This window comes from Sporosarcina sp. YIM B06819 (genome assembly GCF_033485175.1).
Taxonomy (GTDB): domain Bacteria; phylum Bacillota; class Bacilli; order Bacillales_A; family Planococcaceae; genus Sporosarcina.
Genome location: NZ_JAWLIQ010000032.1, coordinates 23,681 through 37,450 on the forward strand (window position 1 = coordinate 23,681; position 13,770 = coordinate 37,450).

10 protein-coding genes are annotated in these 13,770 nt (G+C 39.6%); all 10 read left to right on the top strand.

The features are described 5' to 3' along the window. Positions 1-201 precede the first annotated feature (201 nt). A complete protein-coding gene (locus R2B72_RS16955; RefSeq protein WP_318618007.1) occupies positions 202-1,593 on the top strand; it encodes an alpha-L-fucosidase in 1,392 nt (463 codons plus the stop codon). A gap of 386 nt (positions 1,594-1,979) precedes the next feature. Continuing rightward, a complete protein-coding gene (locus tag R2B72_RS16960; RefSeq protein ID WP_318618017.1) occupies positions 1,980-2,867 on the top strand; it encodes an ABC transporter permease in 888 nt (295 codons plus the stop codon). Positions 2,868-2,885: 18 nt separating this feature from the next. Then, on the top strand, positions 2,886-3,779 hold the full coding sequence (locus R2B72_RS16965) for a carbohydrate ABC transporter permease (protein ID WP_318618008.1): 894 nt from the start codon (positions 2,886-2,888) through the stop codon (positions 3,777-3,779). Positions 3,780-3,875: 96 nt separating this feature from the next. Beyond that, positions 3,876-5,441, top strand: coding sequence for an extracellular solute-binding protein (locus tag R2B72_RS16970; protein ID WP_318618009.1), 1,566 nt, complete (start codon positions 3,876-3,878; stop codon positions 5,439-5,441). Between the two features lie 80 nt (positions 5,442-5,521). Continuing rightward, positions 5,522-6,577, top strand: coding sequence for a Gfo/Idh/MocA family oxidoreductase (locus R2B72_RS16975; RefSeq protein ID WP_318618010.1), 1,056 nt, complete (start codon positions 5,522-5,524; stop codon positions 6,575-6,577). Positions 6,578-6,608: 31 nt separating this feature from the next. Continuing rightward, positions 6,609-9,782: a beta-galactosidase gene (locus R2B72_RS16980; RefSeq protein WP_318618012.1), complete on the top strand. Its 3,174-nt coding sequence runs from the start codon at positions 6,609-6,611 to the stop codon at positions 9,780-9,782. A 24-nt stretch (positions 9,783-9,806) separates the two neighbouring features. Then, complete coding sequence (locus R2B72_RS16985; protein WP_318618013.1) at positions 9,807-10,667, top strand: sugar phosphate isomerase/epimerase; 861 nt, start codon at positions 9,807-9,809, stop codon at positions 10,665-10,667. Positions 10,668-10,729: 62 nt separating this feature from the next. Beyond that, positions 10,730-11,728 carry a Gfo/Idh/MocA family oxidoreductase gene (locus R2B72_RS16990; protein WP_318618014.1) on the top strand — a complete coding sequence of 333 codons (999 nt, stop codon included), beginning with the start codon at positions 10,730-10,732 and terminating at the stop codon, positions 11,726-11,728. Further along, the gene (locus R2B72_RS16995) at positions 11,725-12,708 is read left to right on the top strand and encodes a Gfo/Idh/MocA family oxidoreductase (RefSeq protein ID WP_318618015.1); all 984 of its coding nucleotides are present in this window, start codon (positions 11,725-11,727) and stop codon (positions 12,706-12,708) included. The genes R2B72_RS16990 and R2B72_RS16995 overlap by 4 nt, the downstream gene beginning before the upstream one ends. Before the next feature lie 4 nt (positions 12,709-12,712). Further along, a complete protein-coding gene (locus R2B72_RS17000; RefSeq protein WP_318618016.1) occupies positions 12,713-13,546 on the top strand; it encodes an amidohydrolase family protein in 834 nt (277 codons plus the stop codon). Positions 13,547-13,770 lie beyond the last annotated feature (224 nt).

Consider the following 13,770-nt stretch of genomic DNA (forward strand, 5'->3'; position numbering starts at 1 on the left):
GGATTATGTAGAATCTGACTGGTCTGTGTATTTTATGTTCATTGTCCGAATGGTCTATTTGTAAGCGTTTTCTCCGAATCGTGATTTTACATATTTACATACTGATTATTCTAACCTTACTATGAATTGGCGGATGTCAGTTTAATGCGGGGTAGTAACGTTCGCAGCAATCAAATAGTTGTTTAGGGAGGAACTCTATTAATGAGTGAAAACAAAGAGACTAGCAGTGAAAAAGAAGAAATAGAAAACGGTGTACATAGTTTCAGTAATACTAAAAACTGGGTGAAGCCGAGTGAAGCTGTTCTGATTGAACAGCTAGAATGGTTTAAAGATCAGAAACTTGGTTTTATGATGCATTGGGGGCCATACTCTCAACTAGGTTTAGTGGAGTCTTGGGCATTAAGTGACCATGATGCTGAATGGTCTCGGGAAGATGTGGACTGGGAATTGGATGCTGAAGTATTTAAAAAGCAGTACTTTGAGTTGAACAAAAGTTTTAACCCGATTCGATTCCAGCCAGATGAATGGGCAGAACTAGCAAAAGAGGGCGGCTTTAAATACTTCCTATTCACTACGAAACATCATGATGGCTTTTGTATGTGGGATACGAAGACAACCGAATACAAAATAACGGATCCTAGCTCACCTTTCCATACCCATAAATATGCGGACATTGTCAAACATGCATTTGACGCTTTTCGTGCGAAAGGGTTGCCGATAGCTGCTTACTTTTCAAAAGCTGACTGGCATACGGAAACGTATTGGAAGCCAGGAATGGAGCGTGGGACACAAACTTCACGTGGTCCATCATATGATCCGCTACAATACCCGGAACTGTGGGAAGAATTTGTTCAATTTACACATAATCAAATGATGGAGTTGTTAACGGATTACGGTAGGGTTGAAGTACTTTGGCTCGATGCGGGCTGGGTTTCGGAGAGAAACAAGCAAGATATTCGTCTAGGTGAATTAGTGGAAAAAGCTCGTGAAAAGCAGCCTTGGTTACTATCAGCAGACCGTCTGATTGGCGGACCGTATGAAAATATTATTACACCAGAACAAGCTGTACCGAAAAATCCAATGGATGTTCCGTGGGAAAGCTGTATTACAATGGGAAGCGCTTTTTCATTCCGTTATGAAGACGATTACAAATCTACACGACAACTCATTCATTTATTAATCGAAGTAATTGCTAAAGGTGGAAACTTAGCATTAAATGTCGCGGCACAACCTGATGGCCGACTGCCACGTACAGCAATTTCCAGGATGAAAGAGATGGGTGCTTGGTTGAAAGTACACGGTGAAGCTGTCTATGGAACAAGAATGTGTGCACCTTACTTTAATGACAACATTGGATTTACATGTAAAGATGAAACAACTTTTTGTTTCTATATGTATGACAATGATGATTCAGTAGTAAACGAGCAAATCTTCATTCCTTATACCAACGATACTATCATTACAACGATCGATTTAATTGGAGAAGCAAATAATCTCAGCTTTATGCGCACGACAGAAGGTATAACGATCACAATTCCTGCATCGGCAGTGACCGACATCGCACCTCTTGCACATGTATTCCGATTTAATTAAATGAAGAGAAGGAGTGTCCCTGAATGCTTGATATCATGCTGAAGGGACCATTACCAATCTGATTAACTAGAAGTGTGTTAAATGAATGGCAAGATAAAACGCTTTGTACCAAAGGTTTTCGGATGTGTAGAATCATACTTCGATGTGTAAAATGTTCGATAATTTGAAAACATCGAATGTAATTGATTACAAAAACGCGTTGTAAGGGATTACAATTAATCGAAAATTTACATATGTACAAACATATTGGGCTTGTGTTTAAGTTAGTGCAGCGGAAAAATACACAACAACAAGAAATTAAGGAGGTAGGTATTTTGGGTACTTATAAAGAACAGCTTGCAGATCCATCTGTTGCAAAGAAGAAAAGAAAAGCATATAAACGAAAAATGATTATACAAAACTGGCAACTTTATCTGTTTGCATTGCCATTAATCGTCTACATAATTGTTTTCGCTTACTTTCCTATGTACGGAATTCAAATTGCCTTTAAAGATTATAATCCGGTAGATGGAATTACAGGGAGTCCTTGGGTGGGCTTTAAGCATTTTGAAAGATTCTTTGACTCCTATTACTTCTGGGATCTTATAAAGAATACGATTGGGATTAGTCTTTACAGTTTGATCGCTGGATTCCCGATTCCAATTATTTTAGCTTTAGCTCTTAATGAAGCGAAGGAAGGAATCTTTAAGAAAACTGTACAAACTGTGACGTATGCACCACACTTTATTTCAGTTGTCGTAATGGCAGGTATTATCATTACATTTCTTACACCATCAACTGGGATTATTAACTACATTATACAAGCGTTTGGCTTTGAGCCGATTTCTTTCCTAACCGAACCAGGTTGGTTTAAAAGCGTGTTCGTCTGGTCAGGTATATGGCAAAATACTGGGTGGGGAACCATTATCTATCTTGCGGCATTGGCAGGTGTAGATCCAGAACAGCATGAAGCCGCTACGATTGATGGAGCAACTAGATTGCAGAGAATTTGGCATATCAACTTGCCAGCAATATTACCGACAATCATTATCCTTCTTATCCTTAACGTAGGAAGTTTCCTATCAGTTGGATTTGAAAAAATATTATTGCTTCAAAACGCATTAAATATGGAGTCTTCCGACGTTATATCTACATTTGTCTATCGAGTAGGACTTGTTGAAGGTCAATATAGCTTTGGTGCCGCAGTAGATATCTTTAATGCTGTCATTAATGCAACGCTATTGATTACGGTTAACTATATTGCAAGAAAGAAATCTGAAGCGAGTTTGTGGTAAGAAAGGAGATGAAGAAAGATGCTTTTAGATACATTTTCCGATAAAGTGTTCAAATTTTTCAACTATACATTCCTAACAATGGCGTTAGTTGTTGTTTTATATCCAGTCATCTTTATTGTAAGTGCCTCCATCAGTAGTCCTGATCTTGTGAACTCAGGTGAAATGTGGTTGTTGCCTAAGGGAATTACATTTGAAGGGTATAAAATGGTTTTTGATAATCCACAAATTTGGAATGGTTATAAAAACACATTGATCTATACCTTTTTGGGAACTTCCATTAACTTATTAGTTACGATTCCGGCATCCTATGCTTTATCTAGGAAAGATTTTGTTGGTCGTGGATTAATCACAGGGCTTTTACTTGTGACTATGTTTGTCAGCGGTGGGCTAATACCGAGTTATTTGTTAATCAAAAGCTTGGGTCTAATCGATACAATTTGGGTAATGATTCTTCCAGGCGCTGCTTCTGTGTATAATATCATCGTCTGTCGGACGTTTTTCCAAGGCTCAATTCCAGGTGAACTTGAAGAATCAGCCAAAATCGATGGCGCAAGTAACTTAACGCTATTCCTAAAGATTATTCTGCCATTATCTGCACCCATTATCGCTGTTATGGCGTTGTTTTATGGTGTCGGACATTGGAATAGCTATTTCAATGCGTTGATTTATATTCGCAATCAAGATTTATATCCATTACAGCTTGTGCTTAGACAAATCTTAGTATTGCAAGAAATGAGTGCAGAGATGACGATGGATGCAGCGACAGCTGAAGCGATGCAAAATAAAGCGACCATTGCCGATACAGTTAAATACGCAGTAATCATCGTTGCGACATTGCCACTAATTGTCATCTATCCATTTATGCAAAGATTCTTTGTAAAAGGTGTGATGATTGGTTCCGTAAAAGGTTAATGACATCAGTTATACTAAGGGAGGTGATGTAATAAAAGAGATCATTGTTTTTATTGAAAAATCGTGAAATTACACGCAATTAGGAGGATTATTATAATGAAAAAAGGCTTATTAGTTTTTATGTCAATGATGCTAGTAATGGGCGTCCTAGCAGGATGTGCATCATCTAAAGAAGGAGCAGGTTCTAACGCAGCAAAAGTGGAAGTAAATAAAGAAGGTTTCCCGATTGTTGATGAAAAAATTACACTATCGCTATTTGCGCCAAACGTTGGGATTGCAAAATGGCAAGACATGAAATACTTCCAAGAGATGGAGAAACGAACGAACATCGCATTTAACTTTAATACACCGCCAAATGAAAGTTTCGAAACACAAAAGAACTTGCTTTTTGCTAGTAATGAACTACCAGATGTATTTTATGCAGCATCTCTTACGAATAGTGATGTGACAAAATATAGTGAACAAGGGTTATTGATTCCTTTAGATGATCTAATTGATGAATATGCACCAAACGTTGCAGCAATGTTGGAAAAGTACCCAGATATTAAGAAAACGATTACGGCTTTAGATGGTCATATCTATACATTACCGACTGTAAACCGGACATCGCCACCATGGAATATCCACCCAATGTGGTACAACGGTGATTTCTTAGCTGCATTGAATGTAACAGAATTACCAACGACTACAGATGAGTTATATGATCTATTAGTAAGATTTAAAACAGAAGATCCAAATGGTAATGGACTACCGGATGAAATTCCGTTGACAGCAGCAGAAATGTGGGATATTAACCAATGGTTTATGGGCTTCTTCGGTGTTGTTGCGCGAGCTGTAGGTACGTATGATGGAGAAGTAAAATATGGAGCAATTCAACCAGAATATAAGGAATACCTAGAGTATATGAACAAACTGTGGAAAGCGGATCTATTCGATCATGAAGCGTTTTCACAAACAGGTGAACAAAAAGGTGCAAAAGGTAAAAAGAATCAAGTCGGTTTATTTGCAAACTGGGGAGCAGGAAGTTTTATGGGTGTTGAAGAAAGTGACAAACATCCAATGATGCAACCTGTAACAGGTCCAAATGTCAGTCAACCAGTAATTCCAATCAGTCCAGGACAAAGTATTAACCAATTTGCTATCTCGAACACAAATAAAAATCCAGAAGCAACAATGCGTTGGATCGATTACTCTTATTCACCAGAAGGATCAGCGTTTATTAAAGGATTAGATGAGGGCGATCTATGGGAATTTACGGATGACACAAAAACAAAGCGTATCAATCTTAAAGATCTAGGCGATAAAAAAGGAACTATGACGCCAGAATACGGTATTAACGTTCCTTTGTGGGCAGATGAAGCATACGAATTAAGTTTTGCTAACGAATATGATGTATTCGTGAAAAATGAAACAGCAGAAAAAATTGTTAAGTATGGTCAAGTTGCTATGCCACAATTATTCTTAACAGCAGAAGAGTTAGATCAAATTGCAGGTATTAATGCGGATCTTGTTGCTTACGTAGAACAAATGGAAGCTAAATTTATTACAGGCGCTATACCTTTCTCAGAGTGGGATAAATATGTAGAAACTGCAAATAAAATTGGTGTGGACAAGGTTGTAGAAGTTTATCAAACAGCTTACGATCGTTACGCAGCTAACTAATATCTAAAAATATCGTCCAATCACCGAACAATTGGGTCGGTGATTGGATTGTTTTATAGAAAATAGGAGGAAATGTGAATATGAAAAAACTAAAAGTCGGCGTTATTGGGGCAGGTTCATTATCCGAGGCTCACTTTGATGCTTATAAAAACAATCCGAATGTAGAATTGGTTGCTGTTTGTGATTTAATTGAAGGACGTGCAGCTGCAAAAGCTGAAAAGTATACGATTTCAACGATTTATACAGATTATCATGAAATGCTTGCGAATCCAGAACTAGATGCAGTTAGTATTGTCACCTGGAATAATACGCACAAAGATATTGCTGTTGCGGCATTGGATGCAGGTAAGCATGTATTATGTGAAAAGCCATTGTGTTTAAATCACGATGAAGCACTCGAAATTAAAGCAGCAACAGAGAGAAGTAATAAGAAATTTATGATTGGGTACGTTCGCCGTCATGCTTCTAGTATCAATGTCTTAAAAGAATTAATCGATAAAGGTTCATTGGGTGAAATTTACTACGCGAAAGCATCAAACCTAAGAAGACTTGGTAATCCGGGCGGTTGGTTTTCTGATAAATCAAGGTCAGGTGGTGGTCCACTTATCGATATTGGTGTTCACGTCATTGATTTGCTATGGTATTTAATGGGTAGACCAAAAGTGAAAACGGTTAGTGCTAATACATACAATAAATTAGGCAACCGTACGAATATTAAAAGCTTATCCTTCTATAAAGCAGCCGATTATTCGCCTGCCAATGATGTAGAAGACTTGGCGAATGCACTGATCCGTTTTGAAAATGGTGCATCGTTAATGGTAGATGTCAGCTTTACCTTGCATGTGAAAAATGAACAGAGTAGCGCAGTTATTTTTGGTGATAAAGGTGGAGCAGAAATTGATCCATCATTAGTCATTGTGCATGAAGAAAACGATATCATTTTAAACAGTACGCCACAAATTGATAGCCCTTCCTTTAATTTTGCAGATGGTTTCCAAAATGAAATAAATCATTTCGTCAACAGCTGCTTAACAGGTGAAGACCCAATTGGTGGCATTGATGATGGTGTAGAAATGATGAAAATTTTAACGGCTATTTATGAATCGGCTGCAAAACAACAAGAAATAGTCTTTTAATTGACAGTATTTTTTGAATGATTATTAAAAAATGATTAATACCTATGGTGAAGGTGGAACCATTGTGTTATCCTACCCATGGGTGTTATTCATTGAACCAACTATCGTGTCGGAGGTAAGATGGAATATGCATGTATTGTTTTATGACGAAAGCTTCCCTTATGTAGGGGTGCGTCCAAGCCACCAAATGGTGGAGCAACTGAAAAAGAATTTTACAATTGTTAGCGCTTACGATTTAGAGAAAACATTAACTAATCAAGAGGTTACAAGTTTTGTGAATTTGCATGGACCTTATTTCCCTAAACGGGCATGGTCTACAATATTGAATTATTTACAACAAGGAAATGGCTATGTTCATGTAGGGGGCATTCCATTTAGAATTCCGTGTAATGAGGTAGGTGGGCAGTGGCAACAAGAAAGCGAGCAAACTGCTTATCATATGCAAATGAATATTCATGAAGCGCTACCTGTGACAACAACTGATGTTAACGTATTAACAGCGAATGCAGACATCCCGCTGTTGAAAGGTTATGAGCAGTTATTTACAGTTGAAGATACATATAATTTTATCCTCCATGTGACAAAAATTAGCACGCTTGAAAGTGAAATGGGTTCTAATGGCCCGATGGATGCTAGAATCTATCCTTTGATGAAAGGGATAACTGCTGCTGGTAGAGAAATTGCGGCGCCTAGCGTATTCATCGAAAATTATCGCGGGAATTTCACAGGAGGCCGCTGGCTATTCTTCAACCAGCCCTTACAAGAAGTTTTCTGGCAGTCTACAGGGATTGAGTTATTAGCTAAAGCTGCTGATTTTGCATCTTTCGGTGTGACAGAAATATGGGTCAAAACCAACTATGCCAGCTATGAAGTTGGAGAACAGCCGGTTATTTCCATTCAATATCAGTCGATGACTGCACAGCAACGTGAATGGACGTATAACGTTACCATTCGAAAAGATGATGTCGTTCGTTATCAACAAACGTTTACGGCTGGCGCGGATCAGTATTTGAACATCACAAAATTGGTTCCAGCTATTGTTGTTGAACCTGGTTTATTCGAAATTGAATGCATTTGTACATCTTCTCAACAGGAAATATTTATTTTGCAGCAAGGGTTTTGGGGACTGGACCAGGCATTACTGGCGCAAGGTAGTCCTTTAACTTGTGATCGTGATTATTTTAGAAAAGATGACAAGCCGTTTCCAATCGTTGGGATGACCTATATGACCTCTGATGTATCAAGATATTTCTTATATTTACCGAACCCAACGGCTTGGGATCGTGATTTTGCACAAATGAAAAAAGCGGGCATCAATTATGTGCGGACAGGGGCTTGGTTTGCTTATCGCAATATGATGTTTGTCGATGGACATGTCAATGAAGAAGTGCTTCGGGCATTAGATGCTTTTATATTGTCTGCCAAAAAACATGATATCTATGTGACATTATGCTTCTTTTCTTTCACACCAGAAATGTGGGATGGAGAAAATCCTTATTTAGATCCACGAAGTGTAGAAGCGCAAAAACGATTTATCGCTACGATTGTCCAACGTCATCAAGGGACGACAAATTTGAATTGGGATTTAATTAACGAACCGTCGATGTTTAATCCTGAGCGTGTCTTTGCAGGACCGCAAACATTGTCTGATCGTTTTGAACGTACGGAATATCAAAAATGGTTACAAAAGAAGTATACAACGATTGCAGAACTCCAAGAAAATTGGAATATGACGCCTGCAGAGTTGCCAGCATTTTCGGCAATTGCTCCACCGACTATTAACGAAATAAATACGCATATTCAAGACATGGCTTCTGGTAAAAGAGGCTTGAAATGGCTGGATTACACGCTATTTACAATGGCTATGCACAATAAGTGGGCAAAAGAACTTACTGCTACGATCAAGTATTATACGCCGAACCAATTGGTCACTGTTGGTCAAGATGAAGCACTCGTTGGACAACGACCTTCTCCGTTTTTCTATGAGGAAGCAGTCGATTATACAACCAATCATTCATGGTGGATGATGGATCAACTGCTTTGGGATAGTGTTTTCACCAAAACGCCAACTAAACCAAATCTCATCCAGGAAACAGGGATTATGTATGTTGAACAACCCGACAATATTGCTAAACGCAGTGAAGAAGAGTTAAGAAATATTCTCGAAAGAAAATATGCTTATGCTTATGCTGGGGCAGGTGCTGGCGCTGTACAGTGGGTGTGGAATACGAACTACTTTATGAATAATATTAATGAATCCAATATTGGTGCGCTACGAGCAGATGGCACAGAAAAACCGGAAACCGATGTGTCTTATGATTTCGGTGCATTCATGAAGAAAGTTGGACATATTTTTGAAGACAGAACATTGGAAGATATTGCGGTCATTTTCCCGTATTCTAACGACTTTTCAAATAGACGCTTGGCGTGTGACGCGACGAGCAAGTTAACACGTGTCATGGGCTACGAATTGAATGTGCCATTTAGGGCGTTGAGTGAATATCACTTGGCATCACTTCGACAAGATACACCGAAACTGATCATTGTTCCAAGCGCACACAACTTTCAAACTGCGGCATTTAATGAACTGCTTAGCATTGTAGAGGAAAAAGGCTCGGTGCTATTATTTACAGGACCAGTGTCGCTCAATGAGTTTTGGAAGCCAACGGATCGTGCAGTTGGGCTTGTTGGAGAAACCGTGCGTGCCAATATTAGACGCGAAGAAGTGATGATTTTAAACAATCAAGCACATAGTGTATCGTTCCCTGATACGCGAATTGCGCAAGTGATGAAAGAAGTGCCAACAGCTAGTGAACAACCGAATAAGGTACTCGAATTTGCCCATGGCAAAGGACAGCTGATTTGGAGTCCAGTCCCAATTGAGCTAAACGAAAGAAATGAGCCTTTAATTGCTTTATATAATCACGCAATTGCTAAAGCCAATATTTCAACTCATTTGGAATGGCTAACAGGAGACTATCCAGGTATCTATGGTCGGAAATTATCATTAGCCAATGCGGAGTTGTTTGTCTTTGTCTCCGAATTTGGTGAAGATACGACTGTAAAAATAAAAAACCCGGTCAATCAAGTCACCTATGAATTCCTTATGGAAGCGGAGCGATCCGTTTTGTTTGCTACCGATTATGAAGGAAATGTTATCGGTACCAATCGTGAACGAGAAGTGTCGATTAATACAATAAAATAATTATTAAAAATGGGGGTTTAACGGATGAAACTAGGCATGAGTTCATACAGTTTATTTCAAGCAATTAATAAAGGTGAGATGGATATTTTAGATGTGTTGGATTGGGTCAAAGAAATTGGTGGCGAACATCTTGAATTAGTACCGATGGGCTATGATTTTATCGAAACGCCTGCATTGATCGGACAAGTGAAAGAAAAAGCGGCATCACTTGGTCTTGATTTATCGAACTATGCGATTGGTGCTAATTTCCTTTGTGAAACAGAAGAAGCTTTTGAACAGGAAATTGCTCGCGTTCAACAACACGTCGATGTTGCTCATCAACTGGGTGTGAAATTTATGAGGCATGATATTGCTAATCGTGATGTTCATGAACGAACTTTAAGCCATTTCATGAAGGATTTGCCTAAACTTGTTGAAGCGTGCCAGCGAATTGCTGACTATGCAAAAGATAAAGGAATCGTCACGAGCATTGAAAATCATGGGTATTATGTGCAATCTAGTGATCGTGTTCAAGCGATTGTTCAACAAGTGGATCGTGAAAACTTTAGAACAACGCTAGATATCGGAAATTTCTTATGTTACGACGAGAATCCGTTAACAGCTGTAAAAAATAACTTGCCAATTGCTTCAATCATTCATTTAAAAGATTTCTACTACCGCCAAGATAAAGTGTCTCGCTTTGGTGGTTGGTTCGGCACTCATTTTGGCAATCAATTACGTGGTGCTATTTTAGGCCATGGCGATCTTCCGACACAAGAAATTATTGAGATGATTAAAACGTCAAGTTACGATGGCTATGTGACGATTGAATTTGAAGGTGTCGAAGAATGTCGTTTTGCAGCAAAAGCATCATTTGACTATGCAAAGAAACTTTTATTTTCATAATGGAAAAGTGGGTGTCAAAACCCACTTTTTTTTATAAAAGAGTGCTGAGGGGGATGGAGAAAGTGAAAATTGCAGTTGTAGGGATAGGAAAGTTGGGCCAAAGACATTTAGCGCGCTGGTCGCAATTAGCAGATGTAGAGATTGTTGGACTAGTGGGTCGTAATCCAGAGAAATTGCAACAAGTGAACGAACCGTACGGGGTTGCTACATTTACCAGTTTGGAAGATTTATTGGCGCAGACAGATGTAGAAGCTGTTGATATTTGCACACCAACGGATACGCATTTCGAGTTGGTATGCCAAATTGCGCGGGCGGGAAAACATGTTATTTGTGCAAAACCATTGGCGTTGACGGCTGCGGAAGCGGAGGAAATGATCGCGATCTGTGCGCAACAAAATGTTCAATTGCTTGTGAGTCACACATTGCGCTTCTTCCCGGAATATGCCAATGCAGCAGAACAAGTGAGAAACGGCGCAATTGGTCGTCCGGGAGTTATTCGTATGTCTAGAGGTGTACCTTATCCAGCGCAAGACCGGACCTGGTATATGGATGAAACGAAAAGTGGTGGCTTATTCCTTGATTTAGGAATTCATGAATTTGAATGGATTCAATCTACATTTGGGGACGTGCAAAGAGTCCAGGCGAAGCATGTGAAGCATACTGAACCCGGTGGACAGTCGAAGGAGTACGGACTGGTCATGCTACGAATGACAGATGGTACAGTTGTCCATGTTGAATTGTCTTGGGCAGAAACAAAATTCCGTTCATCTTTTGAATTGACGGGCAACAAAGGGATGATTACATATAATCACGATGACACGAATCCAGTCATCTTGGATAGTCATCACAACGGGGCATCTGCCGTAGTGCCAGCAAGTATGTTGAGAAGGGATCCATTTACACGCCAATTGGCACATTTTGTAAATTGCCTAACTGGAAAATGCCAACCGATTGTTTCGGCTACCGATGCATTAGCAGCCATCCGTATTGCAGAAGCTGCTAGGCAATCTGCTGCCGAGGGACAACCAGTTACGTTGACTGAAGGGGGACAAGTACAATGAAAATGGGAATCATCAGTTTTGCTCATATGCATGCGTTAAGTTATGCAGCTGCACTTTATAATGATGCAGATGTTGAATTAGCGTATATTTGGGATGAAGATGAAGCAAGAGGTCAAGCGATGGCCAAGCAATATGCTTGTGATTTTATAGCAGATTTAGATGAGTTTTTAACAAAAGATATGCAAGCCGTTGTTATTTGCTCTGAAAATAGTAATCATAAAGAGCATGTCATCAAAGCAGCAAAAGCTAACAAACATATTTTATGTGAAAAACCGCTGGCGACTGAAGTTGCAGATGCACAAGCGATGGTTCAAGCTTGTGAAGAAGCCGGAGTAATCTTACAAGTTGCCTATCCAGTTCGATTTGCACCGGTGATGGAAAATGTCAAAGCAATGATTCAAGAAGGCGCAATTGGAAAAGTGCTTGCCATTAATGCGACCAATCATGGTTTGATGCCAGGTGGCTGGTTCGTTGAGAAAGAGCTTTCTGGCGGTGGATCGGCGACAGATCATATCGTTCATATTATGGATGTCATTCGTTGGATTTTCAAAGATGAAGTAAAAACTGTCTATGCGGAACTCGACACAAGATTTTATGATATCGATGTAGAGGATTGTGGCATGGTGTCACTTGAACTTGAATCTGGAATGATTGTGTCTATCGATCCAAGTTGGTCAAGACCAAAAACATACCCAACGTGGGGCAATGTTGTCATGCATTTTGTCGGTACAAAAGGGAATTTGACTGTAGATGCGTTCAAACAACATTCCCTGTATTATAATGACCAAGATGAAAAAATTCAGGAGTTGCCTTGGTCAGAAGATATGGATGCTGGCTTGCTGGCTGATTTTATCGACTGTGTGAAATCTAACGGCACGCCATCCATCACGGGAATGGATGGGTTGCGCACATTAGAAGTGGTAAAAGCTGCTTATCGCTCAAATGAACTGAAAAAGACAGTGATGCTTGAGCGCGTGTAAGGATATGATGAGAATCGATGCGCATCAACATTTTTGGAAATTGAGTGAAAATCTGAACGACTGGCCAACTGCTGATTTACCGTCGATCTATCGGGATTTTATGCCTGAAGATATACGAGAGCATTTGCACAAGCATGGTATTGAAAAAACAGTTGTAGTGCAAGCTGCGCCGTCACCGGAAGAGACTGAGTTTTTATTGGATCTAGCCGCGCGAACGGATTTCATAGGCGGAGTGGTAGGTTGGTTGGATTTGTCGTCGGAACAGTTTCCAGCACAATTGGCAACATTCAAGAATAATCCTAAATTCGTGGGTATTAGACCGATGTTACAAAATCTTGAGGACGACCGATGGATTCTAAGAGATGACGTCAAAAGAAGTATCAGCCTACTAGTGGAGTATGATATTCCTTTGGACCTATTAATTTTCCCTAGGCATCTGCCATATATTATTGAGTTATTGACAGAATATCCAACATTGCGTGCGGTGATTGATCATTGTGCAAAGCCTGCCATTGGGCAGCGACAATGGACGCCATGGGCTGATTTAATGGCTGAAATCGCTAGCTTTGAATCAGTGATGTGTAAAATTTCAGGGTTAGTGACAGAAGCGGATCATCGCTCTTGGAAAATCGACGACTTTAAACCGTATATCCATCATCTCATAAAGTGTTTTGGTACTGATCGGATTATGTTTGGCAGTGATTGGCCGGTCTGCTTACTAGCCGCACAATATGACGAGGTGGTAGAAATTGTATTGGAGAATTTAACTGACGAGATGACCGTAAAAGATATGAATTCCCTATTTGGTGGAAATGCTCAAAAGTTTTATAGGTTATAGTAAAATGATAGGAGGGACTTAAACAGTCCTTACCCTATCATTTTTTTATTCGAATCAATTTCATAATTACCTATTTCGATTATAAAGGCGAACGATTATACGATTATAAATTTCAATATTCGTAAAAATGAAGTTCCACTTTCGTTGATTGGAGCGTAAGGCGGCGACTCCTGCGGGAACAGCACGGGCTGAAGACCCTGGACTGAGCGTAGCGAGGGAAGCGG

Coding starts and splice junctions, on each gene's coding strand:
- R2B72_RS16955 (WP_318618007.1), top strand. CDS start 202: ATGAGTGAAAACAAAGAGACTAGCAGTGAAAAAGAAGAAATAGAAAAC.
- R2B72_RS16960 (WP_318618017.1), top strand. CDS start 1,980: ATGATTATACAAAACTGGCAACTTTATCTGTTTGCATTGCCATTAATC.
- R2B72_RS16965 (WP_318618008.1), top strand. CDS start 2,886: ATGCTTTTAGATACATTTTCCGATAAAGTGTTCAAATTTTTCAACTAT.
- R2B72_RS16970 (WP_318618009.1), top strand. CDS start 3,876: ATGAAAAAAGGCTTATTAGTTTTTATGTCAATGATGCTAGTAATGGGC.
- R2B72_RS16975 (WP_318618010.1), top strand. CDS start 5,522: ATGAAAAAACTAAAAGTCGGCGTTATTGGGGCAGGTTCATTATCCGAG.
- R2B72_RS16980 (WP_318618012.1), top strand. CDS start 6,609: ATGATTAATACCTATGGTGAAGGTGGAACCATTGTGTTATCCTACCCA.
- R2B72_RS16985 (WP_318618013.1), top strand. CDS start 9,807: ATGAAACTAGGCATGAGTTCATACAGTTTATTTCAAGCAATTAATAAA.
- R2B72_RS16995 (WP_318618015.1), top strand. CDS start 11,725: ATGAAAATGGGAATCATCAGTTTTGCTCATATGCATGCGTTAAGTTAT.
- R2B72_RS17000 (WP_318618016.1), top strand. CDS start 12,713: ATGATGAGAATCGATGCGCATCAACATTTTTGGAAATTGAGTGAAAAT.